Here is a 26,695-nt window from a genome sequence, read left to right as displayed (position 1 = left end):
CTTGTCAGGGGCGCTTGCGCACCGGCGCGGCGCTGCCGCTCTGCTGAGTGGCGAAGGTGATCTGCACCAGGCCCGCGCGGCGGGCGGCGTCCATCACGTTGATCACCGACTGGTGGGCGGCGGCGGCGTCGGCGCTGATCACCACCACGGTGTCGCGCCCGTCTTCCACGCTGGACTGCAGGGCGCTGGCGATGAGCTCCACGCTGGTGCCTTCGAGCACCGTGCGGTTGACCGCGTAGCGGCCGTCGGCGCCCACGGTCACCAGCACCTCCTTGGGGTTCTGCTTGGGGGCTTCGGCGTCGGCCACGGGCAGGTTCACCTTGAGCTCGGTGAACTTGCTGTAGGTCGTCGTGAGCACCAGGAAGATGACGACGACCAGCAGGATGTCGATGAACGGGATCAGGTTGATCTCGGGTTCGTCGCGGTGACCGCGTGGGCGAAAGTTCATGGCTTGCGCACGCTGAGCAGGTGGCGGGCGAAACGCTCGGTCGAGACCTCCATCGCCAGGAGGTACTCGTCCACGCGGGCGCGGAAGTAGCGCCAGAAGATCAGCGCCGGGATCGCGATGATCAGGCCGAAGGCGGTGTTGTACAGCGCGATGGAGATGCCGTGCGCGAGCTGCGCCGGGTTGCCGCCGCCGGCCGAGAGGCCCATGCCGTCGCCGGCCTGCGAGCCGAAGATCTCGATCATGCCGATGACCGTGCCCAGCAGCCCCAGCAGCGGCGCGGCCGAGGCGATGGTGGCCAGCGCGCCCAGGTAACGCTGCAGTTTCGCGGCGGCATGGCGGCCCGCGCCTTCCAGGTTGGCGCGCAGGTCCTCGGCCGTGGCCTTGGGGTTGGCGTTGAAGGTGCGAAAGCCCGTGGCCAGCACCGCGCCGAGCACCGAGTTCTGTTCGAGCTGGGTCACCACGTCGGGGCCGGGGATGCCGTTGCGCGAGACCATGATGGCTTCATCGAGCAGCTTGGGGGGCACGATGCGGCTGGCCTTGAGGCTGACGAAGCGCTCGATGACGAGGGCCAGACCGAGCACGGAACACACGATCAGGGGCCAGATCGGCCATCCGGCCGCTTGTATGATGGACAACAACTCAGGGCTCCGGTCTAGGGCGCGCTGGCGGCGCCGGGCAACAGCGCCGGATTATGGCCCAGCCCTTCGCGCGCTTTCCCTCCTTCGAACGATGCGCGCGCCCTCCGCCGTGACGGCCGGATACTCCCCCTGAAGTCCACACCGCCTGTGGACATCTTTGTGAAGAACCCGGCGGACAAGCCCCACAACCCCAGCGTTTGCGCGCTTTTCGACAGATTGATGAAAATTTGGGCAGTACAAAGTGCTTTGGAATCAAGGCACTGCGCGCCAGGCCTTGTGCTGTCGGGCTTTGGCGACATCAACCCCAGTATCGGTGCGGCTTGTGGACACGTTTGACCCTTTCGAGCCAGCAGTGAAGCCACAACGCGTGGCCGACGGCCCAGGCGGCGCGCGTTTCTGGGCGGTTGGCGCGCTGGTGCGAGCGGTGGCGGACGCCTTGGCTTCGCGCTTCAATCCCGTCGCGGTCCAGGGGGAGATTTCGGGCTTCTCGCGCGCGGCCAGCGGGCATTGCTACTTCTCGCTCAAGGACGACGCTGGCCAGCTGCGCTGCGCCATGTTCCGCCGCGCGGCCGAACAGGTGGGCTTCCCGGTGCGCGACGGCCAGCGCGTGCAGGTGCAAGGCCGGCTGGACGTCTACGGCCCGCGCGGCGACCTGCAGCTGATCGTGGAAAGCCTGCGCCTGGCCGGGCAGGGCAGCCTGTACGAGCAGTTCCTGCAGCTGAAGGCCGCGCTGCAGGCCGAGGGCTTGTTCGACGCCGAACGCAAGCGGCCGCTGCCCGCCCAGCCGCGGCACATCGGCGTGGTCACCTCGCTGGGCGCGGCCGCCCTGCGCGACGTGGCCACCGCCTTGCGCCGGCGCGTGCCGCACATCCCGGTGACGGTGTTTCCCGCCTCGGTGCAGGGGGCGCAGGCCCCGGCCGAGCTGGTGGCCGCGCTGGCCGCGGCGGCGGCGCACCGCGGCCCGCGCGGCGCCTGCGACGTGCTGCTCCTGGTGCGCGGCGGCGGCTCGCTCGAAGACCTCTGGGCGTTTAACGACGCGGCCGTGGTGCGCGCGGTGGCGGCCTCGCCCGTGCCCGTGGTGGTGGGCGTGGGACACGAGACCGATTTCAGCCTGGCCGACTTCGCCGCCGACCTGCGCGCGCCCACGCCCACCGCGGCGGCCGAGCTCTGCGCGCCCGACCGGCGCCAGCGCGAACTCGAACTGGAGCGCCTGCAGGGCCTGCTGCGCCAGGGCGTGCAGGACGCGCTCGATGGTCGCGCGCAGCGGCTCGACCGGCTCGCGGCCCACCTGGGCCGGCCTTCGGCCCGCCTGGCGCAGGCGGGCGAGCAACTGGCGCGCTGGCAGGGGCGGCTGCACAAGGGCATGGCGCTCGCGGTGCAGCGCCAGCATTGGCGGCTCGACGAACTGCAGGCCCGCCTGCCGCCCGCCCTGCGGCGCGGCCTGGACGCGCGCGCGCAACGCCTGCAGCGCGCCGAGGACTCGCTGGCCCTGCTCGATCCGCGCCTGGTGCTGCAGCGCGGCTACGCCTACCTGACCGATCCGCAAGGCCAGGCCATCACCCGCGTGGCACAGGCTTTGCCGGGGAGCGACGTGCAGGCCACGCTGGCCGATGGCGTGCTGCCGCTGCGCGTGCGCGGGCCTGGCGCATAGGCCGCGCATAACCCCGCGGGCGGTGCCGTCACCGGTGCTGCCTACAATCCGCCCGACCCCACCCACAACCCATCAAAAAGAGGACGCACATGGAACACACCCTGCCCCCGCTGCCCTATGGCCTGGACGACCTGGCCCCGAACTACAGCCGCGAGACGCTGGAGTACCACCACGGCAAGCACCACAACGCCTATGTGGTGAACCTCAACAACCTGCAAAAGGGCACCGAGTTCGAGAGCATGGACCTCGAGTCCATCGTCAAGAAGTCCAGCGGCGGCATCTACAACAACGCCGCCCAGATCTGGAACCACACCTTCTTCTGGAACTGCATGAAGCCCAACGGCGGCGGCGAGCCGTCGGGCGCGCTGGCCGAGGCCATCAAGGCCAAGTGGGGCAGCTACGCCGCCTTCAAGGAAGCCTTCACCAAGAGCGCCGTGGGCAACTTCGGCTCGGGCTGGACCTGGCTGGTGAAGAAGGCCGACGGCAGCGTGGACATCGTCAACACCGGTGCCGCCGGCACGCCGCTGACCACCGCCGACAAGGCCCTGCTGACCGTGGACGTGTGGGAGCACGCCTACTACATCGACTACCGCAACGCGCGTCCCAAGTTCGTCGAGACCTTCCTCGACAAGCTGGTGAACTGGTCCTTCGCCGAGAAGAACTTCGCCTGACCGGCATGCGCCAGGCACAAGGGCTCGAGGGGCGACCTTCGGGCCCTTTTTGCTGCCCGGCCCGCCTGGCGCGTGCAAATTTCTTCGTGCCTGTTTTGTATTGTGGGAGTTCGATCCCAAAATCAAAGGTTTGGCGCTTGCGCTGAAAGCACAATCACGGGATACGGATCACCGTATCCGCGCGACCTGTCCGCCCGCCGGCCGGCCAGCGCCGCACCCAACAACCTCCGGAGATAAGCCATGAGCAGCCAGCAACCCACCATCATCTACACCCTGACGGACGAGGCGCCCCTGCTGGCCACCAGTGCGTTCCTGCCGATCATCCGCACCTTCGCGGCGCCGGCGGGCATCAACGTCGAGACCAGCGACATCTCGGTGGCCGGCCGCATCCTGGGCCAGTTCCCCGAGCTGCTGACGGAAGAGCAGCGCGTGCCCGACAACCTCAGCGCGCTGGGCAAGCTCACCCTCAAGCCCGAGGCCAACATCATCAAGCTGCCCAACATCAGCGCCTCGGTGGCCCAGCTCAAGGCCGCCATCAAGGAACTGCAGGACAAGGGCTACAAGATCCCCGACTTCCCCGAGAACCCGAAGACGGACGAAGAGAAGGACATCCGCGCGCGCTACAACAAGTGCACCGGCAGCGCCGTGAACCCGGTGCTGCGCGAGGGCAACTCCGACCGCCGTGCGCCCAAGGCGGTGAAGGAGTACGCCCGCAAGAACCCGCACAGCATGGCGGAGTGGAGCCAGGCCTCGCGCTCGCACGTGTCCCACATGCACCACGGCGACTTCTACCACGGTGAGAAGTCGATGACGCTGGACAAGGCGCGCGACGTCAAGATGGAGCTGATCACCAAGAGCGGCAAGACCGTGGTGCTCAAGCCCAAGGTCTCGCTGCAGGACCGCGAGGTCATCGACTCCATGTTCATGAGCAAGAAGGCCCTGTTGGCCTTCTACGAGCAGCAGATCGAGGACGCGCACAAGACCGGCGTGATGTTCTCGCTGCACGTGAAGGCGACCATGATGAAGGTCTCGCACCCCATCGTGTTCGGCCACTGCGTGAAGATCTTCTACAAGGAAGCCTTCGAGAAGCACGGCAAGCTGTTCGACGAGCTGGGCATCAACGTCAACAACGGCATGGTCGATCTGTACAACAAGATCGCCACGCTGCCGCAGAGCAAGCAGGACGAGATCAAGCGCGACCTGCACGCCTGCCAGGAGCACCGCCCCGAACTGGCCATGGTGGACTCGGCCAAGGGCATCACCAACTTCCATTCGCCCAACGACGTGATCGTCGACGCCTCCATGCCCGCGATGATCCGCGCCGGCGGCAAGATGTACGGCGCCGACGGCCGCCTGAAGGAGGTCAAGGCCGTGATGCCGGAGAGCACCTTCGCCCGCATCTACCAGGAGATGATCAACTTCTGCAAGTGGCACGGCGCCTTCGATCCCAAGACCATGGGCACGGTGCCCAACGTGGGCCTCATGGCGCAGCAGGCCGAGGAATACGGCTCGCACGACAAGACCTTCGAGATCCCCGAGGACGGCGTGGCCAACATCACCGACCTGGCCACCGGCGAGGTGCTGATGAGCCAGAACGTGGAGCAGGGCGACATCTGGCGCATGTGCCAGGTGAAGGACGCCGCCATCCGCGACTGGGTCAAGCTGGCCGTGAACCGCGCCCGCAATTCCGGCATGCCCGTGGTGTTCTGGCTCGACCAGTACCGCCCGCACGAGGCGCAGCTGATCACCAAGGTCAAGATGTACCTGCACGAGCACAACACGGCCGGCCTGGACATCCAGATCATGAGCCAGGTGCGCGCCATGCGCTACACGCTGGAGCGCGTGATCCGCGGCCTGGACACGATCAGCGCCACCGGCAACATCCTGCGCGACTACCTGACCGACCTGTTCCCCATCATGGAGCTGGGCACCAGCGCCAAGATGCTGTCCATCGTGCCGCTGATGGCCGGCGGCGGCATGTACGAGACGGGCGCCGGCGGCTCGGCGCCCAAGCACGTGCAGCAGCTGGTGGAAGAAAACCACCTGCGCTGGGATTCGCTGGGCGAGTTCCTGGCCCTGGCCGTGAGCTTCGAAGATCTCGGCATCAAGAACAACAACGCCCGCGCCAAGCTGCTGGCCAAGACCCTGGACGCGGCCACCGGCCAGCTGCTGGACAACAACAAGAACCCCAGCCCCAAGACCGGCCAGCTCGACAACCGCGGCAGCCAGTTCTACCTGGCGATGTACTGGGCCAAGGAACTGGCCGCGCAGACCGAGGACAAGGAGATGGCGGACAAGTTCGCCCCCCTGGCCAAGGCCCTGGCGGACAACGAGCAGGCCATCGTCAAGGAGCTGACCGAGGTGCAGGGCAAGCCGGTCGACATCGGCGGCTACTACAAGCCCGACTTCAAGAAGCTGGAGACCGTGATGCGGCCCAGCGCGACCTTCAACAAGGTGCTGGCCTCGATGAAGGCCTGAGCCCGGGTGGGCCGCCCGCCAGGGGCCCGCACGAAGAGGCCGCCGGATCCGGCGGCCTTTTTATTTGCCGAAGGCCTGTCCGCTCAACCGCGCGCCGGCCTGGATGCCGCGCTTCTTGAACCAGCCCTGGTGCATCTCCAGCACGTAGCGCACCGGCTTGTCCGAGCAGTGCGAGTCCAGGCTCTGCGGCTGCATGTCCGCCAGGTTGACGATGGTGCCGTCGTCGGCCACGAAGGCCGCGGTCAGCGGCAGCAGGGTGTTCTTCATCCAGAAGCACTGGGTGGCGGCCTGCTCGAACACGAAGAGCATGCCTTCGTTGGCCGGCATCTCCCGGCGGAACATGAGGCCGATGGTGCGCGCCTGCGGCGTGGCGGCCACCTGCGCGTGGATGAGGTGCATGTTGGCCGACAGGCTGATGCGGGGCAGGTTGAGCTGCGGGCCGTCCTGGGACCAGGCCGGGCCCGAGGCCAGCAGGCACAGGCCAAGCAGTCGGGTGAACAGGGCTTTCATGCGGCGTGTGGGGGCGGTGACGAGGGGCTTGCATTGTCTGCCATCGGGGCAGGGCGGGCCAGGGCGCCCGGCGAAAGGCCACCGTCTAGAATTTCCGGTCCCCCTCTCTCATTCGCCACCCGGAACGTTCCCCGACATGACCCAGCACATCAAGGTGCCGCCACAAGGCCAGAAGATCACCGTCCGAGCCGACCTGTCGCTGCAAGTGCCTGATGAGCCGATCGTGCCGTACATCGAGGGCGACGGCGTGGGCGTGGACGTCACGCCGGTGATGCTCAAGGTGGTCGACGCGGCGGTGGCCCGGGCTTACGGCGGGCGCCGCAAGATCCACTGGATGGAGGTCTACGCGGGCGACAAGTCGGTGAAGGTCTATGGCCCCGGGGTCTGGCTGCCCGAGGAGACCGTGGCCGCGCTCAAGGAGTGCGTGGTCTCCATCAAGGGGCCCTTGACCACGCCGGTGGGCGGGGGCATCCGCTCGCTCAACGTGACCCTGCGCCAGGAGCTGGACCTGTACGTTTGCCTGCGCCCGGTGCGCTACTTCAAGGGCGTGCCCTCGCCGCTGAAGGAGCCCGAGAAGACCAACATGGTCATCTTCCGCGAGAACTCGGAAGACATCTACGCCGGCATCGAATACGAGGCCCGCTCGGCCAAGGCGCAAAAGCTCATCCGCTTCCTGCAGGACGAGATGGGCGAGACCACCATCCGCTTTCCCGAGAGCTCGGCCATCGGCGTCAAGCCGGTGTCCATCGAGGGCACCGAGCGCCTGGTGCGCCAGGCGATCCAGTACGCCATCGACCACGACAAGCCCAGCGTGACGCTCGTGCACAAGGGCAACATCATGAAGTTCACCGAAGGGGGCTTCCGCGAGTGGGGCTACGCGCTGGCCCAGCGCGAGTTCGGCGCGGCGCCGATCGACGGCGGTCCCTGGTGCCGCCTGCAGAACCCGAAGACCGGCCGCGACATCGTCGTCAAGGACGTCATCGCCGACGCCTTCCTGCAGCAGATCCTGCTGCGCCCGGCCGAGTACGCGGTGGTCGCCACGCTCAACCTCAATGGCGACTACATCTCCGACGCGGTGGCCGCGCAGGTGGGCGGCATCGGCATCGCGCCGGGCGCGAACATGAGCGACTCCGTGGCCTGCTTCGAGGCCACGCACGGCACGGCGCCCAAGTACGCGGGCAAGGATTACGTGAACCCGGGTTCCATGATCCTGTCGGCCGAGATGATGCTGCGCCACATGGGCTGGAAGGAAGCCGCCGACCTGGTCATCGCCTCGATGGAAAAGGCCATCCTGTCCAAGAAGGTCACCTACGACTTCGCGCGCCTCATGGACGGCGCCTCGCAGGTGAGTTGCTCGGGCTTCGGCCAGGTGATGATCGAGCAGATGGAGTGAGCGGTGCGGCTCAGCGCGGCGGGCCCTGGGGCCGCAGCCGCCGCAGGCCGGCGCCGACCGCCGCGCGGACGCGCGGGCTGTGCAGGCAGGCCGCGCCCACCAGGCCCAGCGTGGACCCGACCACGGTGTCCAGCAGGCGGGCCTGCATCAGCGGCTGCGGCGCCGCCACGAAACCCTGTCCCGCCTCCGCCAGCAGCAGCGCCAGCGGTGTGATGAAGACGGCCGCCAGCCCGTAGTGGCGCACCACCAGGGTTTCGATCACCAGGGTCAGCGCCGTGACCACGGCGGCCACGGTCCATGGCCCCAGCGGCAGCTGGACGATGCCGAGGAACACCAGTAGGCCGAGCGCGGTGCCGAGGGTGCGCTGCACCTGCCGCGTCCAGGCCGCTCGCAGCGACGCGCCCTGAATGATGGCCAGGCAGCTCACCGGCACCCAGTAGGGCCGGTCCAGCTGCAGGGCGTGCGCCGCCAGCAGCGACAGGCCGACGAAGCCGCCGATCATCACCGAGTCCACCACCACGTGGTCGAACCCCGGTTGCGCGGGCGCGCTCGGCGCCGGCACGCCGTGCCGGCTCACGATGTGCAGGCTGTAGAAGAAGGCGATGGCGACGGCCAGCACCGTGCCCAGCGCCACGGCCCCCACCTGGAGGATGGCGTCGCGCCCATGCACGGGGCTGTAGGCGCCGATCGCCGCGGCCATGACGAAGAACAGGCTGCCGGGCGGGGGGGCCGCGTAGAAGCGGCAGACCATGGTGACGAGCACGGTGATGAGCACGAGCAAGGGCACCACCAGCGGCGGGACCAGGTGCCCCAGCAGGCCCAGCGCGTAGCTGCAGCCCATGCCGAAGGCGCAGGCCATCAGCCAGGCCATGCGGTGGGCCAGCCGCGTGGCGGGCAGGTGCAGGAAGACCAGACCGCCCAGCGAGCCGGCCAGACCCAGGCCCAGCTCGCCGTAGGCCGCGCCGATGAAGATCGGCAGGCCGCTGGCGAGCGCGGCGGCCACCGGCATTTCCCAGGGCCGGTCGCTGCGGTTCACGCGCGCCAGCTGGCGCCATTCGTTGAGCAGAAAAGGCTTCAGGGCCATGGGTTCCTCGCCGGCGGTCGTGCCAGCGCGGCGGCCACGCGCGCGCGCAGGGCCGGCAGCACCTCATGCTCGAACCAGGGGTTGTTGCGCAGCCAGCGGTTGTTGCGCGGGCTGGGGTGGGGCAGGGGCAGCAGGCCAGGGCCGCCGTCGCGCCAGGCGCGCACCGTCTCGGTCAGCGTGGCGCGGGCTGCCGGTCCCAGGTGCCAGGCCTGGGCGTGGCGGCCGACCGCCAGCACCAGTTCCACCCGTGGCAGCTGGGCCAGCAAGTGGGCGCGCCAGGCCGGGGCGCATTCCGGGCGGGGCGGCAGGTCACCGCCCGGGCCGGTGCCGGGGTAGCACAGGCCCATGGGCAGCAGGGCCACGGCGCGCGGGTCGTAGAAGGTGCGGGTGTCCACGCCCATCCAGTCGCGCAGGCGCTCGCCGCTCGGGTCGTCGAAGGGAATGCCGCTGAGGTGCACGCGCCGCCCCGGCGCCTGGCCCGCGACCAGGACGCGGGCCGTGGCGCCCAGCTGCAGCACCGGCCGGGGCGGATGCGGCAGCCGGTCCGCGCAGAGCCGGCAATGGCGCACCTCGCCGAGCAGGCGTTCGAGGGCGCTCGCGGAGGGAGAGGGTGGGGTGCGCGAAGCCATGGCGGACCGGAAGGCGCCCATTGTCGCGCCCAGGCGACGATGGGCGCGCCGGTGGGGCGCGGCCGAGCGCGCGGGCGCGCGCATCGCGCGGCAGTGCCGCCGCCAGGTGCGTCAAGGCGCACTGGGGCGGGTGGAAGAAACACCCCGCGCGGGCGAGCGGGGGCGTTCCGGCGGGGCGCGGACCGGGGTCAGCGCTGTTGCTGGGAAGGGCCGCCGCGTTGACCGCCCTGGCCACCCTGTTGGCCGCCTTGCTGGTGGCGCGGGCTGTCCTCGGCGCGCTGCTGCTCCTGCTTGCGCGGGCTGGGGCTGTCGTCCGGGCGCGGCTGGCCGGCCTGGTTGCGGTTCTGATTCGGGTTCTGGGGGTTCTGGTTCTGCTGCTGGGACGGGTTCTGTTGCGCCTCCTGCTGCTTCTGTCCCGCGCTGGGGTTTTGCTGGTTCGGGTTCTGGTTCTGCTGGTTCGGCATGTCGATCTCCTGGGGTTGATGAAGCCGTCGCCAACGCGGCGCCGACAGACCGGTGTTGGCAATCCCCGTGCCCATCGCACGCGCCGGGGACGCGGCACGCGGCTTGCCCGCGCCGGTGTCTTTGCAGGAGGTCCGACATGCCCAAGCCCCCTTCACCGCGCCGTGACGCGGCGGTGCCCCGCGCCGCACCGCGACGGTCCGTCAACACCGGCCAACCACCGCTGACGCCGGGCGCCGGTCCCCGGCCGCGAAACGAAGCCCTCGAATTGCCGCACGAGCGCGACGAAGGCCTGCGCGCCACCCGGGCCGAGCCCGATCCGGTGATCGAGCAGGCCGGGCGGGACCTTGAATCGGGTCTGGTGGACACCGACCTGCGCGCCACACCAGGCCTGGACGCGCGGCGCCGCGAGGCGCTGCTGCGCCGGGGCGGCTGAGGCCCTGGTCGGCCGCCGGCCGGGCATGGCGCTTGCCGGCAATCGTCAGGCCGGCAGGACACGCTGGCGCATTCATTTCACACAGCAAGGAGCGCGTGATGGCACAGCACGAACCTGAAGAAACCGGCCGCTCCCAGGGCGGCGAGGCCCCGGGGGCGGACCAGCACCCCTATGGCGGTCGGGGCGGCTACGGTCGCACGCCCGGCCAGGTGGAGCGGGAGGACGAGCGGCGCACCCAGCCCCCGTCCCCGCCGGGTGCCGGCCGTGGCCCGACCGGGGCCCCCAACCCGGAGGGCCCATCGAACGGGACAAAGGACAGGGTTGCCAGCGGCTCGCGCGGCCGCTGAACACTTGGCGGGCCCGCCTTCGTGGGCCCATTGGCCGGCCCCCGCGCCGGCCTTTTTTCGGGGCCGGCCTCCGCGCCGCGGTGGCCGCCTCAGCCGTGCCGGCGGCGCTTGTCCACCGGCTCGATGCGCAGCAGCTGCCGGTACTTGGTGACGGTGCGCCGCGCCACCACCAGGCCCTGGGCGGTGAGCTGGCGCGTGATGTCGGCGTCCGACAGCGGGCGCGCCGGGTTCTCGGCCTGGATGATGTCGCCGATCAGCCCGCGGATGGCGGTGCCCGAGCAGGCGTTGCCGGCCGCGCTGACCATGGGCCGCGAGAAGAAGTACTTCAGCTCGAACACGCCCAGCGGCGTGGCCATGTGCTTGTTGTTCGTCACGCGCGAGACGGTGGACTCGTGCACGCCGACTTCCTCGGCGATCTCGCGCAGCACCAGCGGCTTCATGGCCATGGGGCCGAACTCCAGGAAGTGGCGCTGGCGCCGCACGATGGCCTGCGCCACGTCGAGGATGGTGGAGAAGCGCTGCTCCACGTTGCGCAGGGTCCAGCGCGCGTCCTGCAGCTGCTCGCCGAGCGCGCCGCTGCTGCGGCTCCGGTGGCGCTGGTACAGCTCGGCGTAGACCTGGTTCAGGCGCACGCGCGGCACCACGGCGGGGTTGAGCTGCACCGACCACTGGCCGCGCTGTCGGCGCACGATCACGTCCGGCACGATGTAGTCGACGCGCGAATCGCCGACGCGCCAGCCGGGCCGCGGGTCCAGGTGGCGGATGCGGTCGACCACGGCTTCCACGCGGCGCAAGGGCTCGCGCAGCGTGGCGGCCAGGCCGGGCACGTCGCGCGCGGCCAGCGCCTGCAGGTGCTCACCCACGATGCGCTCGGCCAGCGCGCGGCAGGGGCCGTCCTCCATCTGCCGCACCTGCAGCAGCAGGCATTCGCCCACGCCGCGCGCGGCCACGCCGACGGGCTCCAGCGACTGCACCAGCCGCAGCGCGACCAGCATCTCGGCCGGGGCCGCGGGCGGTGTGCAGGGCACCAGGCCGGCGATCTCCTCCAGCGGCGTGCGCAGGTAGCCGTCGTCGTCCAGCGAGTCGACCACCGCGCGCGCCAGGGCCAGGTCGCGCGGCGTCAGGGCCATCACGTTGAGCTGGCCGTGCAGGTGCATGGCCAGCGTGGTGGCACTGGCCGTGAGGTCCATGGCCGTGGCGTCGCCGTCGCCGGCGGGGCGCAGTGGCGAGCCGCCGTCGTTGATCCACAGCTCGCGGTCGTCGGTGCCGCCGATCGGCCCGCTGTCCCAGGCGTCGTTGGAGGCCTCCGTCCGGGGTGCGGAGCCGTCTTCGCGGTCCGGGGTCTCGGCCGGCGCAGTGGCCGGGTCGCTGTCGTCCTCGCTTTCCAGGAAGGGGTTGTCGCCCAGCTTCTGGCGCACCAGCGCCGCGAAGTCCAGCGAGGACATCTGCAGCAGCTGCACGGCGCGCTGCAGGCGCGGCGACAGCGCCTGTGTGGGCGTGGGAGCCTGCAATGGCCGGATCTCGTTGCGCAGCGCAAGTCCCATGGAACCTCCTCTGGTGTGTGGGGGCGCCGCCCGCCGGCGCCGGAAGCGCCTGTGTCGCAAGGCCTGTGCCGCCGCCGGCCGACGGGCGGTCGATCGGCGCGCAAGCCGCGCCGTGCCTGGCGTTGCGGCGGCAGTGGCAGCGCTCGAGTGGCCCGCCGGGCGGCGCCGAAGGGAAGAATCTGCCGCCCCGGGCGCGCGAATTGCCGCAAAAGCTGCAGACCGCTCGATCGCCTGCTCAGTGCCCGCTCAGTGCCGGTTCAGTCGGGCGCTTCGTCCTGCAGCCAGGCGGCGCGCCGCTCGGCCAGCTCGGTCTCCAAAAGGGACCGCTCGCCCCCGTTCAGTCGGGGCCACACGTGGTGCCGCTGCCAGGCGGCGTGCGTGCGCAGCGCCTGCGCCAGCGCGCGCGCCTCGCGTTCGGTGTGCGCCCGGTCGCTCACGCGGGTGGCCAGGCGCTCCACGCGGGCCAGCAGATCGGCGAGCTGCGATTCGGTTTCGCCGCGCAGGGCCGGGGCGGGCAGACGCGGCAGCACCTCTTCTCGTTCGAAGTCCACGATGGCGCGCACGCGGCCACCGATGCGGCCCAGGCGCGCGCCCAGGTCGGTGGGGCCGGTGCCGTCGTCCACCAGCCGTTCATATTCGGCGAACAAGCGCTCGAGGCGGTCGAATTCCTGTTCCAGCGCGGGCAGGGGCGAGGGGGTGGCGGTAGGGGTGGCGTTCATGGCCAGTGCAGGCAAACGGCGCACCCGTGGCGCACCCGGGTAGGCGCGCGATTTGCCCGTGGGCGTCAGAAGAACAAAAGAACCCTTTTCGCTATGGCTCTGCGCGTTCGCCTGATCCTTCTGGTCCTGGCCGTGTTGCTGCCCGTTCTGGGGGCGGTGGCCTGGGCCACGCTGGCGTCCTGGCGCTCGGGCCAGGCCGCGCTAGAGCGTCAGGCCAGCGAGGACGCGCGCGCCCTGAGCCGCGCGATCGACCGCGAATTCACCCGCTACGGCGCCATCGCGCGCGCGCTGGCGGCCTCGCCGCTGCTGGACCGTGCGCCGCGCCTGAGCGAGCCGGAGCGCGCCGCCTTCGACCAGGGCGTGCGCCGCGCGATCGGCGGCTCGCCGGTGTCGGTGGAGCTGCTCAGCGCATCGGTGCGCTGGCTGGACACCCGACTGCCGGTGGGCGCGCCACCGAGCCGCCGCGCCCCGGGGACCACCGCGCTGGTGTCCTCGTCCGGTGTGCGCGCGCTGGACGTGGACGACGGCCTGGCCTGGGTGGAGCCGGTGTTTCGCCAGGGGCCGGGTCCGGCGATGAACCTGCGCCTGGTGATGCCGCCGGCCGAACTGCAGCGGCTCATGGACCAGCGCCCCTTGCGCGAGGGTTGGGGGACGCTGCTGCTCGATCCGCGCGGGCGGGTGGTGGCGCGCCGCCCGGCGCCGGTCGCGGGCGAAGCCGAGCGCTCGCTCGACGGCCTGATCCGCGAGAGCCTGGCGGGCCGGGGCGAGGGCCGCTTCGCCCTGCGCACGCCCGCGGGCGTGCCCTTGCGCGTGCACTTCAGCCGCACGCCGCAGGGCTGGACCGCGCTCACCACCGTGCCGCGCGCGCCGCCCCAGCCGGCGTTCGCCAGCGGGCCCGGTGGCCCCCTGCTGGCCGCGCTCGCGCTGCTGGCCCTGGCGGTGGCCGGGGCCGGGTGGGTGGCGCGCGCCGAGTTGCGCCGCCAGTTGGCCGAGGCGGGGGAGCGCGCGCGCCAGGCCGAGCGCGGGGACGCCGGCCGCGAGCGGGTGGAGGCGCTGGGGCGCCTGACCGGGCGCGTGGCGCACGAGTTCAACAACCTGCTGGGCGTGATCAGCAACAGCGCCTACCTGATCCAGCGCCAGGCCACGCAGCCGGCGCTGGCCATGCCGGTGGCCGCCACACTGCGCGCCGTAGAGGCCGCGAGCCGGCTCACGCAGCAACTGCTGCGTTTCGGCGCGCGCCGGCGCGCGCGGCCCCGCACGCTCTCGCTGAGCGAATGGCTGCCCGAGCGGCGCGACCTGCTGGGCGTGGTATTGGGCCGGCGCGTCGAGCTGCGCATCGAGGTGCCCGACGAGGAACTGAACGTCTGGGTCGATCCCGACGAGCTGGAGCTCGCGCTGATCAACCTCGCACTGAACGCGCGCGACACGCTGTCCGAGGGCGGTCGGGTGTGGGTCGGTGCCGAGCGCGCGAGCGCGGCGCTGTCGGCGGACCTGCCGGACGGCCGCTACCTGGGCATCGCGCTGCGCGACAGCGGGCCGGGCACGGAGGCCGCGGGGGGCTCGCACGCGTTCGAGCCCGTCGGCACCGCTCAGGAACCGATCCCGGAGGCCGGCCTCGGCCTCAACCAGGTGCGCGGCCTGTGCGCGCAGGCGGGCGGCCAGGCCGTGCGGCGCCGCCGGCCCGGGCAGGGCAGCGAGGTCGTGCTGGTGCTGCCCGCGGTGGCGGCCGAGGTGCCGGCCGAGGTGCCGGACGAGGTGCCGCTGAAGACCGCGGCGGGTGGCGACGGGCTGGCGCCGCTGCGCGCCCGCGTGCTGCTGGCCGAGGACAACGACGCGCTCGGCGACGTGACGGTGGCGCTCATTGAAAGCATGGGCGCGCGCGTGGAGCGCGCCGCGCACGCCGCCCAGGCACTGGAGCGGCTGGAGCGCGGGCCGGCCGTGGACGTGCTGCTGACCGATCTGACCATGCCCGGCGCACTCGACGGCCTGGGCCTGGCGCGCACCGTGCGCCGGCGCTGGCCCGGCGTGCGCGTGGTGCTGATCAGCGCGCAGGGCGACGCGCTGGCCGAGGGGGAGAACTTCCCCGTGCTGCGCAAGCCTTGCGCGCCGGCGGTGCTGATGGCGGCGCTGCGGCCGGCGTCGGCGGAGGGGCGGCCTGCCGCGCCGGGGGCGGGCACGCCATGTGCCCCATAAGCGTGTCGCGCACCGCGACTGCGCGCGTGACCTTGTTCAACCCCTTCGAGGACACACCACCATGGACCAGAAAGCACTGATCAACTGCCTGAACGACCTGATTGAAACCTGCAAGGACGGCGAGTTCGGCTTCCGCAGCACGGGCGAGCACCTGCACGCCGCCGAACTGCAGCGCCTGTTCCTGGCGCGCGCCGAGGAGTGCCGCCAGGCGGCTTCCGAGCTGCAGGCCCTGGTGCTGCAGCTGGGCGGCAACGCGCAGGATCGTGGGTCGGTCGCCGGTGCCGCGCACCGCGGCTGGGTCGCGGTCAAGGGCACGCTCGCCGGCTACAGCGACGTCACCATGCTCGAGGAAGCCGAGCGCGGCGAGGACGTGGCCATCGAACGCTACCGCGAGGCCCTGGCCAAGGACCTGCCGCCCGATGTGCGCGTGGTGGTCGAGCGCCAGCACGAAGGCGCCAAGCGCAACCACACGCAGGTGAGGGCGCTGCGCGACCAGGCCCGGGCGATGGCGGAGTGAATCGCACGGGCGCGGCCCGCGCTGCTTGGGCGGCCGGGCCGCCCGCACCGGGCAGCCCTCAAGGCCGCGCCGGTGGCTCGCCCGCGTATTCCTTGAGCCGGTTGTAGAGCGTCTTCAGGCTGATGCCCAGCACGGCGGCCGTGCGCTCCTTCTGCTGCTGGCACGCGTTCAACGTGGCCTCGATCAGCAGGCGCTCGGCCTGCGCCATCGATACGCCGACCGGCAGCGTGATGGCGGGTGTGCCCCCGGGGCCGGGCAGGGCCGGGGCCGCTTCGGCGGCGGGCAGGGGCAGCCACTGCGCGTCGATGGCCTCGCCGTCGGCCATCACATAGGCGCGGTGCACGGCGTTGCGCAACTCGCGCACGTTGCCGGGCCAGGGGTAGGCCGCGAGCTGGCGCAGGGCCGAGGCGTCGAAGCGCCGTACCGCGCCTTCGCGGCGCGAGATGTCTTCCAGGAAGTGCCGCGCGAGCAGGGGCACGTCGTCCAGGCGCTCGCGCAGCGGCGGCAGTTCGATCGGGAAGACCGCCAGGCGGTAGAGCAGGTCCTCGCGCAGCTTGCCCTGGGCCACGGCCTCGTGCGGGACGCGGTTGGTGGCGGCGATGATGCGCACGTCGGTCTGGATGCTCTGCGTGGAGCCCACGCGCATGAAGCGGCCGGTTTCCAGCACGCGCAGCAGCTTGACCTGCAGGTCCAGCGGCATCTCGGTGATTTCGTCGAGGAACAGGGTGCCACCACCGGCGCGCTCGAAGAAGCCCAGGTGCTGACGGTCGGCGCCGGTGAAGCTGCCTTTCTCGTGGCCGAAGATCTCGCTTTCCATCAGGTGGGGCGAGATGGCGCCGCAGTTCACCGCCAGGAAGGGGCCCGCGTGGCGGCGGCTGAAGCCGTGCACGGTCTGCGCCACCAGCTCCTTGCCGCTGCCGCTTTCGCCGGTGATCAGCACCGTGACCGAGGTGGGCGCGACGCGGTGGATCTGTTCGTAGACCCGGCGCATGGCGGGGCTCTGGCCCCACAGCAGGCCGAAGCGGCCGCCGTCGGCGGCGGGGTCGCGCGGCGTGGGGGCCGGCGCCGGCGCGGCCTCGCTGGCGGGCCGGGCGCCGCAGCGCGTGAGCACGCGCTGCAGCTGCTGCATGGCGATGGGCTTGACCAGGTAGTCGGCCGCGCCGCGGCGCATGGCTTCGATGGACGAGTCCAGGCTCGCGTGGCCGGTGACGAGCACGATGTCGGAGTCGTTGATCAGCTGAGGGTCGGAGAACAGATCGAGGCCGTTGCCATCGGGCAGTTGCAGGTCGAGCAGCACCAGGTCCGGCGGCTGCAGGGCGATCTGGCGGCGCGCGTCGCGCAGGGTGTGGGCCACGGCCACCGAGAAGCGGTCTGCGCGCACGAGTTCGCGCAGCGTGGTGGCGGAGTCGGTGTCGTCGTCAACGATCAGCACATGGTTCATTCGTGGCGTTCCCCCTGTCGGTCTTGGTTGTCACGGGACTGGACCGGCCATCATGGGCGCCGCATGGGCCAGCGTCTGTTTCGATATGTGAGCGCGTCGGGCACGCCGCTTGCCCCCCGCGGCCCGATGCCTCGCGGACATCGCCCCGTGACACGCGACCGGCCGACAGGCGGTCGAGGCGGGCGTTGGAGGCCCTCGGAGGCCCGGCTCAATCGCCCCGTGGCCCGCGCTGCCCACGCCGGCGCGCGGACACGCAGGTGAACTCGGCGCCGATGAGGAAGACCTGGGCGCAGAAGTACACCCACATCAGCAGCGCCACCAGCGAGGCCGCCGCGCCGAAGGCGGAGAGCACGGCGCTGCCGCCGATGTACCAGCCCAGCGCGGTCTTGCCCAGCGAGAACAGCAGCGCCGCCACGCCCGCGCCCAGCCAGATGTCGCGCCAGGGCAGGCTCAGGCGCGGCATGCCTTTGTAGAGCGCGGCGAACACGGCGGTCATGAGGGCCAGGCTGAGGGTGAAGTTGAAGGCCTCGGCCAGCCCCGGCAGTCCGGGCGCCAGCCAGGCGGGCCACCACCAGGTGGCGGCCGCGGCCAGCGCCGCGCTCAGCGCGATGGAGCCCATCAGCAGCAGGCCGCAGGCCAGTATGGCCAACACGGCGAGCGCCCGCGCGCGCAGGCCCACCCACCAGGGCGGCGGCGGCAGCGATTCGCTGCGCCAGATGCGGTCCAGCGCGGACTGCAGCTCGGCCAGCACGGTGGTGGCGCCAAACAGCAGGGCGGCGCCACCGGCCAGTCCCGCCCAACCCGCCTCGGGCCGGTGCAGGGCTTGCAGCACGGATTGCACCGAGCGCGCCGGGGCCTCGCCGATGAGGGGCGCCAGGCGGTGCGTGAGTTCACCGGTGGCCGCCCGCTCGCCGAAGAACAGGCCGGCCACCGAGACCGCGATCAACAGCAGGGGGGCGGCGGAGAACAGCGCGTAGTAGGCGATGGCCGCGCCCATGCTGGTGGCGCCGTCGTCGCGCCAGGCGGCGTAGACCTCGCGCAGGAAGGACCAGGCCGCGCGCATCGCCGGCCTCACGGCGCGGCGGCCGAGGCCGCAGGCCTGCGCTGGTGGTCGAGCAGGTGGCTGATCTGCAGCGGACTCACGGGTTTGGTCAGGTGCAGGTCGAAGCCGGCCTCCAGCGCGAGTTCGCGGTCGTGCAGCTGGCTCCAGCCGGTGACGGCCACCAGCAGCGTGTCCCCGCCCCCGGGCGAGCGGCGGATCTCGCGCGCCACCTGGTGGCCGGTGCGCCCGGGCATGCCGATGTCGAGCAGGCAGACGTCGGGGCGCTCCTCGCGCCACTGGGCCACGGCCTCGTTGCCGTCGTAGGCCATGTGCACCTCATGGCCGTCGGCCTGCAGCAGGGCGGCCAGGGTGTCGGAGGCGTCGCGGTTGTCGTCGGCGATGAGCACGCGCAGGCGCCGCCGCTCGCGCGCGGCCGGCTCGCCATCCCCGGCCGGCGCCGGCAGACAGGCCGGGCCCGCCGGCAGGCGGACGGTGAACACGCTGCCCCGGCCGGCGCCGTCGCTGGCGGCCGTGAGCGTGCCGCCATGCAGCTCCACCAGCCCCTTGGACATGGCCAGGCCGATGCCCAGCCCACCGCTGGTGCGCTCGCCGGCGTGGTGCAGCTGGGTGAACATGCGGAAGGCCTCGGGGATGGACTCGGGCGGAATGCCGATGCCGTTGTCGCGCACCTCGATGACGATGGCGTCGCCTCGCTGGCCGGCGTGCAACTCGATGGTGCCGCCCGGGTCGGTGTACTTGGCGGCGTTGGTGAGCAGGTTGCCCACCACCTGCGCCAGGCGCAGGGGGTCGGCGTCGAACACGGTGGGCCGCTGATCGACGAAGCTCAGCAACTGATGCCCCTTGGCGTCGATCAGCGGGCGGGCCGTCTCCACCGCCGAGGCCAGCACGCCGGCCAGGTCGGTGGGCGAGCGGCGCAGGGCCAGCGCGCCGCGCGTGATGCGCGAGATGTCGAGCAGGTCGTCCAGCAGCAGGGCCATGTGCGAGACCTGGCGGTCGATGACCTCGCAGCTCCAGCGTTTCTGCTCCTCGCTGGCGTGCGGCGACATGGCCAGCAGCGTGGCCTGGCGGATGGGCGCGAGCGGGTTGCGCAGCTCGTGCGCGAGCGTGGCCAGGAACTCGTCCTTGCGGCGGTCGCTGTCGCGCAGCAGCTGTTCGTTGCGCATGCGCTCGGAGATGTCGGTGAACCACACGCCCAGGCCGTCGGGGATGGGCGAGGCGATGCAGTGCAGCCAGCGCGGCTCGGCGCCCGCGTGGTCGACGGCGTCGAACTCGCAGGTGCTGGCCGATTCGATGGCGGTGACGCAGTAGCTGAAGGCGGGGTGCCCCATCCAGCGGCAGCTCGGGTTCTGCAGCACGCGCTGGCCCACCACCTCGCCCGGGGCGCAGTCCAGCGCGTGCGCGGCCGCGCGGTTGAGGTAGACCCACAGAAAGTCGACGATGCGCTCGCCCTGCCGCACGGGCCGCAGGATGACGAAGGGCGCGCCGGAAGACGTGAGCACCGCCTCGAAGCGCCCCTGCGTGGCGAGCAGCTCGTCCCGGGTGCGCGCGCGCTCGGTGAACATGGCGGCCTTGCGGGCGCAGATGTCGGCCAGGCGGCGCTCGCGCTCGGTGGGTGGGCGCGATTCGTCCAGGTGCACGGTGATCGCCCCCAGCACCTGGCCCTGGGAACTGATCAGGGGCGTGCTGTGGACCGCGCGGATCGCCTGGGTCTCGAAGAAGTCGCGGCAGGCCTTGAAGGTTTCGCTGGTGCGGGTGTCTTCCACCACCACGCGCGCGCCCTGGCGGCAGGCCTCGGCGCAGGCGCCGGTGCTCAGGCCCTCGGCCATGGCCAGCGCGGCCTCGTCGAAGCCCAGGCTGGCCTCGACGCGCAGGCCGTCCGCGCCGGGCTCGCACAGCGCGACCATGCCACGGCGCGCGCCATGGAAGTGCACCAGCGCGGCCAGGATCATGTTCAGCTGCCGCGCGAGCTGCGGCGTCTCCAGCAATTGCGTGCTCAGTTCGTGCAGGTGGTTCAGGTCATCGACCTGCTGGCCGAGCTGTTCGCGCGCGGCCTCCAGCTGGGCGTCGACGCGTTTGCGCTCGGTGACGTCCACGCAGGCGCCTCGCAGGCGCACCGCGCGTTGGCCGCGCCAGACGACGTGCACGCGCAGCAGCAGCTGCCGGGGCGGCGCGCCGTCGGCCGAGGGCACGCTCAGTTCGCGCTCGTAGTAGGCCGCGCCCTCTTTCAGTCGGCGCCTGATGTGCTCGCGGCTGTCGGCCAGCAGGTGGGGCGGGATGCGCGCGGTCCAGTCATGCAGGGGCACGGCCCCATTCGACACCGGCGCGCCGGCCAGCCGGGCCAGCACGGGCGAGGCCCGCACGGTCCGGGCGACGAGGTCGATGTCGAACACGCCGATCCCCGTGCCTTCGATGGCCATGGAGAGCCGGTCTTCCGCCAGCGCCGCGCGCGCCCGCGTGTTGCGCAGTGACCCCCCCAGGCCGACCAACAGCCCACCCAGCAGCAGGTACAGCGCCAGGCGCATCGGGTCGGCGCCGGTGGGGCTGGTCCAGGCGTCCAGCGCGGCCAGGGGCCAGCCGGTGCCGATGGCTCCGGCGAGCAGCAAGAGCACGCCCGGCCCCGGGCCCAGCGCGGCGGCCGCCACGGCGGCCGCCGGCAGGTAGAACACGAAGGGCCGCAGAGCGCCCACCGACGGCCACAGCAGCCAGTGCAGCGCGCCGGCGAGCACGGCGATCACCAGGGCAATGGCATAACGTTGCGCATTCGACATTTCTTTACCGTAGCGCCATTGGTTCATGGTGTCCGTATCCAGAAGAAAGCGTAGGCGCCCGGTCATCGGTGCCGGCGCCGGGAAAGGAACGTTCGCCGCGGCCGCCGGCTCCATGCGACAAGGACGCTGCGATGGAACGGACAAGCCCGACCCTCTCCCTGTGGCAACGCGCGCTGCGCCAGATGGCCGGCCTGCTGGCGAGGCCGGGTCGCGATACCGCGGCCCGGGCGGCGCCACTGGGTGACGCGGACTGGGCGGCCCGCTCGGCGGTGGGCGAGGAAGACCCCGGCGCCAGTGTGGATCTGCTCGATACCCGGCCGCCGTCGCCGGAGGCGATCAGGGCGGGTGGGCCGCCGCGCGGCTGAGGTGGTCGCCCGCCGGAGGCGGGGGCTCGGTCGGGCCGGGCACCGGCGGTGCCGGCGGCGGATCGCCCATCGGCGGCGGTACGGGGTCGGTGAGGGGCGGCGGCGCCGGGGGCTGCACCGGCGGTGGAGGGGGGGTGTGCATGGAAGTCATACCGCTTTCTTGCGCTCGTCGCGCGGGTGGGGAAGGTGATCGGGGGATGGGTCGCGGGCCAGGATCGCGATGCCGCCGTCGGGTTCCAGCATGGCCCACTTCACGTCCTGCAGCCGCTGCAGACCGGCCTTGTGCATCTCGGTGAACACCTCGTCGGGCGTGACGCGCATGCATCATCAGCAGCGACACCAACTCCAGCGGCGCGAGCTGGCCGAATTCGCGCTTGCCCAGGATGCGCAGACCGACCAGCACGAACAGGCAGATGACGGCGACGCGCAGCACGGTGTCCATGGGGCTTGGGCCGCTTCACAGCAGCACCAGGGTAGAAAACGCCAGCCGCGCGAGCGCGGGCCGGTCGGGACCCCTCAGTTCGACCCAGCCCGGCAGGCGACCCCAGTCGTCTGCCTCCAGCGGCCCGATCCGCACCACCCGGCGATAGGCGGGCGAGGGGCGTGGCAGGGCGGGCGGCGGCGTGGGCGGCATGGTGGCTCCGGGCTGGCAAACGGCGTGCCCGGTGGCTGGCGTGCCCTGGGCGCGCCGCTTGCCAGGGACCGGAACCCCCTCCCTCAAGCCTTTGGAAAGGACCTACCCATGAACCAAGTCAGCGAAGTGATGACCCGTGGCGTGCGCACCCTGTCGCCGCAAGACACCCTGCGTCTGGCGGCGCAGGCCATGGAAGAGATGGAGATCGGCTCCATCCCCGTGTGCGACGGCCAGCGCCTGCTCGGCATGGTGACCGACCGCGACCTCGTGGTGCGCGGCCTGGCCCAGGGCCTGGCGCCCGAGCGCACCACCCTGAGCGAGGTGATGAGCCCGCATGTGCAGTGGTGTTACGAGGACCAGTCCATCGAAGAGGCCGCGCAGCTGATGTGCGACGCGCAAATCCGCCGCCTGCCGGTGGTGGACCACGACAAGCGCCTGGTGGGCCTGCTGTCCCTGGGCGACGTGGCGGTGAAGGCCGGCCCAGGCGACGCCGCCCAGGCCTTGCAGGACATTTCGCGACCCGCGAAGCCGGAGCGCGGCGGCCTGTCGCAGGCCAGTGGCCCGGCGGGTGGCGGTGCCGACGCCGCCGGCCGGCGCTCATGAACCTTTGGAGGCGCTGCCCTTGGGCGGGGGCAGCTCCTTCGCCATCGTGAGGTGGCGCTGCAGGCCGGGCAGGCCGCGCGAAGCGAAGGCCTTGACGTCCGGGTCGTCGGCCCGGGCGGCGGCCTTGTCGAACAGCTTGATGGCGTCTTCGTGGGCGCCGATGCCGAACGTCTCGACGTAGCGGCGGTTGAAGGTATCGCCCGCCGAGGTGGACAGCAGCTTGAGCCGGCCCCGCTGCAGCATCGAGGCTTCGCGCGGCAGGTCCACGCCCTTGGCGCGGGCCAGGGCGGCGAGTTCTTCGGCCAGTCGGGTGTGCTCCTCCACCATGGTCTGCGCGAAGCGCTGGACCTGCGGGTCGCTGGCTCTCTGCACGGCCAGGCGACTGGCCTCGATCTCGGCGTGGCCGTTCTGCGCGGCCTGTTCCATGAAGCCGCTGTCGGCCCGGCTGGCGCGCGCGGCGGCCGGGGGAGAGGGGGACGCGGCGCCTGTCTGCGCCCAGGACGGCAGCGAGAGCAGGGGCAGGGTGGCGAGTGCGATGGCGCGGCGGCGATGAAGGGAGGGCATGGCGGGATCTCCGGTGAACGAAAGGGCCCCGCGGGCGGCAAGCCATGTGCCTGTGCCACGGCTCTGCCGCCGTGGCGGCGGCCGGGCACAGGCCTTGCCGCCCCACCATCGCGGGCCCTTCGAACCCGCGATGCAGGAGTCCCCATGAAAAAGTCCCATGCCGCTGTCGATCTGCCCGCCACGCTGGAGCGGTCTTCCCCAAGGCCCAGCGCACCTACGCCAAAACCCTGCTCAGCGCCGAGCAGCAATACGGCCCGGGCGAGCGCGCCAGCCGCACCGCCTTCGCCACGCTCAAGCGCGGCTTCGAAAAGGTGGACGACCGCTGGGTGGCCAAGCGCCGCAAAGGCCCCTCGGACCCGCGCTCGGCCGGCCCGCGCTCGGCCGCCCGCCGCAACCGGGGCGAAACCTATGGGGGCGTCGACGGCATCGGCCACACCCGGGCCGAGCTGTACCGGCGCGCCACCGCCCTGGGCATCCGGGGCCGCTCCACCATGCGCAAGGCGGAACTGGCCCAAGCGATCGGCGACCGGCAGAAATCCTGAGCCGCGCCAGCGACGCCAGCGCCCGATGGGCGGAATTGGACCGGTTTTGCGTGCGCTGCTTGGCGCCTAGGCCGCACGGCCTGATCGCACAATAGCCCCTGGCGGTATCCGTCGCCCGGCCAATGGTCGGTGTCCCGGATGCCATTGGGGGCGCGGTGCGCTCGCTAGAATGAAATTCATGGCTTCGCAGATACCCAAGAAACCAGAGACCCCGGCGGCCCCGCCCGCGACGGGCAGCGACGATGCGGTCGTGCTGGAACGGCGCACCCAGCGCGTCCAGCCGCCCCAGATGTACCAGGTGGTGCTGCTCAACGACGACTTCACCCCCATGGAATTCGTCGTGCAGGTCATCCAGGAGTACTTCAGCAAGGACCGAGAAACGGCCACCCAGATCATGCTGAAGATTCACCTGGAGGGAAAAGGGGTTTGCGGCGTGTATTCGCGCGACGTGGCCAGTACCAAGGTAGATCAGGTGCTGCAGGCCGCCCGCTCGGCGGGACACCCCTTGCAATGCTTGAGCGAACCTGTTGAATAAGCGTTCAAACGCCCAATCTAGAGCCTACATTCGTCTCAGGACGCGTATTCCGACCCCCAGCACAAAGGACGTGCCACATGATTGCCCAGGAACTTGAAGTCAGCTTGCACATGGCCTTCGTTGAGGCCAGGCAGCAGCGGCACGAATTCATCACGGTGGAACACCTGCTGCTGGCCCTGCTCGACAACCCCAGCGCCGCCGAGGTCTTGCGCGCCTGCTCGGCCAACATCGACGACCTGCGCAAGTCCTTGACCAACTTCATCAAGGACAACACCCCGCAGGTGGCCGGCACCGACGAGGTCGACACCCAGCCCACCCTGGGTTTCCAGCGCGTGATCCAGCGCGCCATCATGCACGTGCAGTCCACCGGCAACGGCAAGAAGGAAGTCACCGGCGCCAACGTGCTGGTCGCCATCTTCGGCGAAAAGGACTCGCACGCCGTGTACTACCTGCACCAGCAGGGCGTCACCCGCCTGGACGTGGTGAACTTCATCGCCCACGGCATCCGCAAGAGCGACCCGCCCGAGCCGACCAAGTCGAACGAGAGCGCCGCCGAGAACGAGGAGGCCACCGAAGCCAAAGGCAACGAGAAGGCCTCGCCGCTGGAGCAGTTCACCCAGAACCTGAACCAGATGGCCAAGGACGGCAAGATCGACCCGCTCATCGGCCGCGAGTACGAGGTCGAGCGCGTGATCCAGATCCTGTGCCGCCGCCGCAAGAACAACCCGCTGCTGGTGGGTGAGGCCGGCGTGGGCAAGACGGCCATCGCCGAGGGCCTGGCCTGGCGCATCACCCAAGGCGATGTGCCGGAGATTCTGGCCGAGTCCAACGTGTATTCGCTGGACATGGGCGCGCTGCTGGCCGGCACCAAGTACCGCGGCGATTTCGAGCAGCGCCTCAAAGGCGTGCTCAAGTCGCTCAAGGACAAGCCCAATGCCATCCTGTTCATCGACGAGATCCACACCCTGATCGGGGCCGGCGCGGCCTCGGGCGGCACGCTGGACGCGTCCAACCTGCTCAAGCCAGCGCTCTCCAGCGGCCAGCTCAAGTGCATCGGCGCGACCACCTTCGCCGAGTACCGCGGCATTTTCGAGAAGGACGCGGCGCTGTCGCGGCGCTTCCAGAAGGTCGACGTGGTCGAGCCGACGGTGGAGCAGACCGTGGACATCCTCAAGGGCCTGAAATCGCGCTTCGAGGAGCACCACAACGTCAAGTACGCCGTGGCGGCCCTGCAGGCCGCGGCCGAGCTGTCGGCCAAGTACATCAACGACCGCCACCTGCCCGACAAGGCCATCGACGTGATCGACGAGGCCGGCGCGGCGCAGCGCATCCTGCCGGCGTCCAAGCGCAAGAAAACCATCTCCAAGACCGAGGTCGAGGAGATCGTGGCCAAGATCGCGCGCATCCCGCCCGCCAACGTGTCCAACGACGACCGCGGCAAGCTGCAGACGCTGGAGCGCGACCTCAAGAGCGTGGTGTTTGGCCAGGACAAGGCGCTGGAGGTGCTCGCCGCCAGCGTGAAGATGGCGCGCTCGGGCCTGGGCAAGGCCGACAAGCCGATCGGCGCTTTCCTGTTCAGCGGCCCCACCGGCGTGGGCAAGACCGAAGCGGCCAAGCAGCTCGCCTACATCATGGGCATCGAGCTGATCCGCTTCGACATGTCCGAGTACATGGAGCGCCACGCGGTGAGCCGACTGATCGGCGCGCCTCCGGGCTACGTGGGCTTCGACCAGGGCGGCCTGCTGACCGAGGCCATCACCAAGAAGCCGCACTGCGTGCTGCTGCTCGACGAGATCGAGAAGGCGCACCCGGACATCTTCAACGTGCTGCTGCAGGTGATGGACCACGGCACGCTGACCGACAACAACGGACGCAAGGCCGACTTCCGCAACGTGATCATCATCATGACCACGAACGCGGGTGCCGAGACCATGAACAAGGCCACCATCGGCTTCACCAACCCGCGCGCCGCCGGCGACGAGATGGCCGACATCAAGCGCCTGTTCACGCCCGAGTTCCGCAACCGCCTCGACGCGATCGTGAACTTCAAGGCGCTGGACGAGCAGATCATCCTGCGCGTGGTCGACAAGTTCCTGCTGCAGCTGGAAACGCAACTGGCCGAGAAGAAGGTCGAGGTCACCTTCACCGACACGCTGCGCCAGCACCTGGCCAAGAAGGGCTTCGACCCGCTCATGGGCGCGCGCCCGATGCAACGCCTGATCCAGGACACGATCCGCCGTGCGCTGGCCGACGAGTTGCTGTTCGGTCGCCTCACCGAAGGCGGTCGCCTCACCGTGGACCTGGTCACCAAGACCGGCGAAGACGGCAAGGAAACGCAGGAAGTCGATCTGGACATCCAGCCCCTGCCCAAGAAAGAGGGCAAGGCCAAGCCGGAAGAGGCAACCGAGGTCTAAGGACCGTCGGCGTGTCGAACGCCCGAGAGAAAAGCCCGGCTCCGCC

General features: G+C 71.0%; 26 protein-coding genes. 12 read left to right on the top strand and 14 right to left on the bottom strand.

The genetic code is table 11. From position 1 onward, the window contains the following. Positions 1-4: 4 nt before the first annotated feature. Both JNX00_RS13175 and JNX00_RS13170 read right to left on the bottom strand, forming a co-directional pair. Positions 5-448, bottom strand: a complete 444-nt coding sequence (locus JNX00_RS13175; protein WP_070398280.1) for a biopolymer transporter ExbD — start codon at positions 446-448, stop codon at positions 5-7. After that, positions 445-1,086 (bottom strand): MotA/TolQ/ExbB proton channel family protein, encoded by a 642-nt coding sequence (locus JNX00_RS13170; protein ID WP_070398281.1) that lies wholly within the window; start codon positions 1,084-1,086, stop codon positions 445-447. The genes JNX00_RS13175 and JNX00_RS13170 overlap by 4 nt, the downstream gene beginning before the upstream one ends. Before the next feature lie 352 nt (positions 1,087-1,438). On the opposite strand from JNX00_RS13170, the gene xseA reads away from it, so the two are divergent. The 3 genes from xseA (at position 1,439) to JNX00_RS13155 (ending at position 5,886) form a co-directional block, all read left to right on the top strand. Further along, positions 1,439-2,737 carry an exodeoxyribonuclease VII large subunit gene (gene xseA, locus JNX00_RS13165; protein WP_204742563.1) on the top strand — a complete coding sequence of 433 codons (1,299 nt, stop codon included), beginning with the start codon at positions 1,439-1,441 and terminating at the stop codon, positions 2,735-2,737. 89 nt (positions 2,738-2,826) lie between these two features. Next, positions 2,827-3,408 (top strand): Fe-Mn family superoxide dismutase, encoded by a 582-nt coding sequence (locus JNX00_RS13160; RefSeq protein WP_204742562.1) that lies wholly within the window; start codon positions 2,827-2,829, stop codon positions 3,406-3,408. A 240-nt stretch (positions 3,409-3,648) separates the two neighbouring features. After that, positions 3,649-5,886: an NADP-dependent isocitrate dehydrogenase gene (locus JNX00_RS13155; protein ID WP_070398284.1), complete on the top strand. Its 2,238-nt coding sequence runs from the start codon at positions 3,649-3,651 to the stop codon at positions 5,884-5,886. Between the two features lie 60 nt (positions 5,887-5,946). On the opposite strand, the gene JNX00_RS13150 is transcribed toward JNX00_RS13155, so the two are convergent. Further along, positions 5,947-6,396 carry a DUF192 domain-containing protein gene (locus JNX00_RS13150; RefSeq protein WP_070398285.1) on the bottom strand — a complete coding sequence of 150 codons (450 nt, stop codon included), beginning with the start codon at positions 6,394-6,396 and terminating at the stop codon, positions 5,947-5,949. A 136-nt stretch (positions 6,397-6,532) separates the two neighbouring features. Between JNX00_RS13150 and icd the strand changes: the two genes are divergently transcribed. Then, entirely contained in the window at positions 6,533-7,789 is a 1,257-nt protein-coding gene (icd, locus tag JNX00_RS13145) for an NADP-dependent isocitrate dehydrogenase (RefSeq protein ID WP_070398286.1), read from the top strand. A gap of 10 nt (positions 7,790-7,799) precedes the next feature. Here icd and JNX00_RS13140 read toward each other — a convergent pair whose 3' ends face one another. The 3 genes from JNX00_RS13140 to JNX00_RS13130 all read right to left on the bottom strand — a co-directional run bounded on the left by JNX00_RS13140 (position 7,800) and on the right by JNX00_RS13130 (position 9,966). Continuing rightward, positions 7,800-8,873: an FUSC family protein gene (locus JNX00_RS13140; RefSeq protein WP_204742561.1), complete on the bottom strand. Its 1,074-nt coding sequence runs from the start codon at positions 8,871-8,873 to the stop codon at positions 7,800-7,802. After that, positions 8,864-9,502: a uracil-DNA glycosylase family protein gene (locus JNX00_RS13135; RefSeq protein ID WP_204742560.1), complete on the bottom strand. Its 639-nt coding sequence runs from the start codon at positions 9,500-9,502 to the stop codon at positions 8,864-8,866. Before JNX00_RS13135 ends, JNX00_RS13140 begins: the two co-directional genes overlap by 10 nt. Before the next feature lie 188 nt (positions 9,503-9,690). Further along, the gene (locus JNX00_RS13130) at positions 9,691-9,966 is read right to left on the bottom strand and encodes a hypothetical protein (protein ID WP_070398288.1); all 276 of its coding nucleotides are present in this window, start codon (positions 9,964-9,966) and stop codon (positions 9,691-9,693) included. A gap of 137 nt (positions 9,967-10,103) precedes the next feature. On the opposite strand from JNX00_RS13130, the gene JNX00_RS13125 reads away from it, so the two are divergent. After that, entirely contained in the window at positions 10,104-10,400 is a 297-nt protein-coding gene (locus JNX00_RS13125) for a hypothetical protein (protein ID WP_204742559.1), read from the top strand. A 436-nt stretch (positions 10,401-10,836) separates the two neighbouring features. On the opposite strand, the gene rpoN is transcribed toward JNX00_RS13125, so the two are convergent. Together rpoN and JNX00_RS13115 are read right to left on the bottom strand one after the other, a co-directional pair. Beyond that, positions 10,837-12,291 (bottom strand): RNA polymerase factor sigma-54, encoded by a 1,455-nt coding sequence (gene rpoN, locus JNX00_RS13120; RefSeq protein WP_204742558.1) that lies wholly within the window; start codon positions 12,289-12,291, stop codon positions 10,837-10,839. Between the two features lie 257 nt (positions 12,292-12,548). Further along, entirely contained in the window at positions 12,549-13,010 is a 462-nt protein-coding gene (locus tag JNX00_RS13115) for a hypothetical protein (protein ID WP_204742557.1), read from the bottom strand. 93 nt (positions 13,011-13,103) lie between these two features. On the opposite strand from JNX00_RS13115, the gene JNX00_RS13110 reads away from it, so the two are divergent. Together JNX00_RS13110 and JNX00_RS13105 are read left to right on the top strand one after the other, a co-directional pair. Next, positions 13,104-15,203, top strand: a complete 2,100-nt coding sequence (locus JNX00_RS13110; RefSeq protein ID WP_204742556.1) for a response regulator — start codon at positions 13,104-13,106, stop codon at positions 15,201-15,203. 61 nt (positions 15,204-15,264) lie between these two features. Beyond that, a complete protein-coding gene (locus tag JNX00_RS13105; RefSeq protein ID WP_070398292.1) occupies positions 15,265-15,720 on the top strand; it encodes a PA2169 family four-helix-bundle protein in 456 nt (151 codons plus the stop codon). 58 nt (positions 15,721-15,778) lie between these two features. Here the strand turns inward: JNX00_RS13105 and JNX00_RS13100 are convergent, their stop codons facing one another. The 3 genes from JNX00_RS13100 to JNX00_RS13090 form a co-directional block, all read right to left on the bottom strand. Beyond that, complete coding sequence (locus JNX00_RS13100) at positions 15,779-17,161, bottom strand: sigma-54 dependent transcriptional regulator (RefSeq protein ID WP_204742555.1); 1,383 nt, start codon at positions 17,159-17,161, stop codon at positions 15,779-15,781. A 208-nt stretch (positions 17,162-17,369) separates the two neighbouring features. Continuing rightward, positions 17,370-18,236 (bottom strand): YihY/virulence factor BrkB family protein, encoded by an 867-nt coding sequence (locus tag JNX00_RS13095; RefSeq protein WP_204742554.1) that lies wholly within the window; start codon positions 18,234-18,236, stop codon positions 17,370-17,372. Next, positions 18,233-21,019 (bottom strand): ATP-binding protein, encoded by a 2,787-nt coding sequence (locus JNX00_RS13090; protein ID WP_204742553.1) that lies wholly within the window; start codon positions 21,017-21,019, stop codon positions 18,233-18,235. The genes JNX00_RS13095 and JNX00_RS13090 overlap by 4 nt, the downstream gene beginning before the upstream one ends. Before the next feature lie 104 nt (positions 21,020-21,123). On the opposite strand from JNX00_RS13090, the gene JNX00_RS13085 reads away from it, so the two are divergent. Next, positions 21,124-21,357: a hypothetical protein gene (locus tag JNX00_RS13085; RefSeq protein ID WP_204742552.1), complete on the top strand. Its 234-nt coding sequence runs from the start codon at positions 21,124-21,126 to the stop codon at positions 21,355-21,357. Between the two features lie 147 nt (positions 21,358-21,504). Here the strand turns inward: JNX00_RS13085 and JNX00_RS13080 are convergent, their stop codons facing one another. Together JNX00_RS13080 and JNX00_RS13075 are read right to left on the bottom strand one after the other, a co-directional pair. Beyond that, on the bottom strand, positions 21,505-21,678 hold the full coding sequence (locus JNX00_RS13080; RefSeq protein WP_204742551.1) for a YetF domain-containing protein: 174 nt from the start codon (positions 21,676-21,678) through the stop codon (positions 21,505-21,507). Between the two features lie 136 nt (positions 21,679-21,814). Beyond that, on the bottom strand, positions 21,815-21,991 hold the full coding sequence (locus JNX00_RS13075; protein ID WP_204742550.1) for a hypothetical protein: 177 nt from the start codon (positions 21,989-21,991) through the stop codon (positions 21,815-21,817). Between the two features lie 108 nt (positions 21,992-22,099). Here JNX00_RS13075 and JNX00_RS13070 point away from each other — a divergent pair, with 108 nt between their 5' ends. Continuing rightward, entirely contained in the window at positions 22,100-22,594 is a 495-nt protein-coding gene (locus JNX00_RS13070) for a CBS domain-containing protein (RefSeq protein ID WP_070398297.1), read from the top strand. Here the strand turns inward: JNX00_RS13070 and JNX00_RS13065 are convergent. Further along, on the bottom strand, positions 22,589-23,158 hold the full coding sequence (locus tag JNX00_RS13065; protein ID WP_204742549.1) for a DUF4142 domain-containing protein: 570 nt from the start codon (positions 23,156-23,158) through the stop codon (positions 22,589-22,591). The two genes, JNX00_RS13070 and JNX00_RS13065, sit on opposite strands and share 6 nt — an antisense overlap. Before the next feature lie 44 nt (positions 23,159-23,202). Between JNX00_RS13065 and JNX00_RS13060 the strand changes: the two genes are divergently transcribed. The 3 genes from JNX00_RS13060 (at position 23,203) to clpA (ending at position 26,649) form a co-directional block, all read left to right on the top strand. Then, positions 23,203-23,700: a ChaB family protein gene (locus JNX00_RS13060; RefSeq protein WP_204742548.1), complete on the top strand. Its 498-nt coding sequence runs from the start codon at positions 23,203-23,205 to the stop codon at positions 23,698-23,700. A gap of 178 nt (positions 23,701-23,878) precedes the next feature. After that, entirely contained in the window at positions 23,879-24,235 is a 357-nt protein-coding gene (clpS, locus tag JNX00_RS13055; protein WP_070398300.1) for an ATP-dependent Clp protease adapter ClpS, read from the top strand. A gap of 77 nt (positions 24,236-24,312) precedes the next feature. After that, entirely contained in the window at positions 24,313-26,649 is a 2,337-nt protein-coding gene (clpA, locus tag JNX00_RS13050; protein WP_070398301.1) for an ATP-dependent Clp protease ATP-binding subunit ClpA, read from the top strand. Positions 26,650-26,695 lie beyond the last annotated feature (46 nt).

Source organism: Hydrogenophaga sp. YM1, assembly GCF_016903055.1.
GTDB classification, from domain to species: Bacteria; Pseudomonadota; Gammaproteobacteria; order Burkholderiales; family Burkholderiaceae_C; genus Hydrogenophaga; species Hydrogenophaga borbori.
Note: the sequence above shows the minus strand (reverse complement) of the source record. Positions and strands in the feature narration are given on the sequence as shown.

Coding starts and splice junctions, on each gene's coding strand:
- JNX00_RS13140 (WP_204742561.1), bottom strand. CDS start 8,873: ATGGCCCTGAAGCCTTTTCTGCTCAACGAATGGCGCCAGCTGGCGCGC.
- JNX00_RS13075 (WP_204742550.1), bottom strand. CDS start 21,991: ATGCCGCCCACGCCGCCGCCCGCCCTGCCACGCCCCTCGCCCGCCTAT.
- JNX00_RS13150 (WP_070398285.1), bottom strand. CDS start 6,396: ATGAAAGCCCTGTTCACCCGACTGCTTGGCCTGTGCCTGCTGGCCTCG.
- JNX00_RS13105 (WP_070398292.1), top strand. CDS start 15,265: ATGGACCAGAAAGCACTGATCAACTGCCTGAACGACCTGATTGAAACC.
- JNX00_RS13160 (WP_204742562.1), top strand. CDS start 2,827: ATGGAACACACCCTGCCCCCGCTGCCCTATGGCCTGGACGACCTGGCC.
- JNX00_RS13065 (WP_204742549.1), bottom strand. CDS start 23,158: ATGCCCTCCCTTCATCGCCGCCGCGCCATCGCACTCGCCACCCTGCCC.
- JNX00_RS13070 (WP_070398297.1), top strand. CDS start 22,100: ATGAACCAAGTCAGCGAAGTGATGACCCGTGGCGTGCGCACCCTGTCG.
- clpA (WP_070398301.1), top strand. CDS start 24,313: ATGATTGCCCAGGAACTTGAAGTCAGCTTGCACATGGCCTTCGTTGAG.
- JNX00_RS13060 (WP_204742548.1), top strand. CDS start 23,203: ATGTGCCTGTGCCACGGCTCTGCCGCCGTGGCGGCGGCCGGGCACAGG.
- clpS (WP_070398300.1), top strand. CDS start 23,879: ATGGCTTCGCAGATACCCAAGAAACCAGAGACCCCGGCGGCCCCGCCC.
- JNX00_RS13125 (WP_204742559.1), top strand. CDS start 10,104: ATGCCCAAGCCCCCTTCACCGCGCCGTGACGCGGCGGTGCCCCGCGCC.
- rpoN (WP_204742558.1), bottom strand. CDS start 12,291: ATGGGACTTGCGCTGCGCAACGAGATCCGGCCATTGCAGGCTCCCACG.
- JNX00_RS13100 (WP_204742555.1), bottom strand. CDS start 17,161: ATGAACCATGTGCTGATCGTTGACGACGACACCGACTCCGCCACCACG.
- JNX00_RS13115 (WP_204742557.1), bottom strand. CDS start 13,010: ATGAACGCCACCCCTACCGCCACCCCCTCGCCCCTGCCCGCGCTGGAA.
- JNX00_RS13080 (WP_204742551.1), bottom strand. CDS start 21,678: ATGCGCGTCACGCCCGACGAGGTGTTCACCGAGATGCACAAGGCCGGT.
- JNX00_RS13085 (WP_204742552.1), top strand. CDS start 21,124: ATGGAACGGACAAGCCCGACCCTCTCCCTGTGGCAACGCGCGCTGCGC.
- JNX00_RS13110 (WP_204742556.1), top strand. CDS start 13,104: ATGGCTCTGCGCGTTCGCCTGATCCTTCTGGTCCTGGCCGTGTTGCTG.
- JNX00_RS13155 (WP_070398284.1), top strand. CDS start 3,649: ATGAGCAGCCAGCAACCCACCATCATCTACACCCTGACGGACGAGGCG.
- JNX00_RS13135 (WP_204742560.1), bottom strand. CDS start 9,502: ATGGCTTCGCGCACCCCACCCTCTCCCTCCGCGAGCGCCCTCGAACGC.
- icd (WP_070398286.1), top strand. CDS start 6,533: ATGACCCAGCACATCAAGGTGCCGCCACAAGGCCAGAAGATCACCGTC.
- JNX00_RS13090 (WP_204742553.1), bottom strand. CDS start 21,019: ATGAACCAATGGCGCTACGGTAAAGAAATGTCGAATGCGCAACGTTAT.
- JNX00_RS13175 (WP_070398280.1), bottom strand. CDS start 448: ATGAACTTTCGCCCACGCGGTCACCGCGACGAACCCGAGATCAACCTG.
- JNX00_RS13130 (WP_070398288.1), bottom strand. CDS start 9,966: ATGCCGAACCAGCAGAACCAGAACCCGAACCAGCAAAACCCCAGCGCG.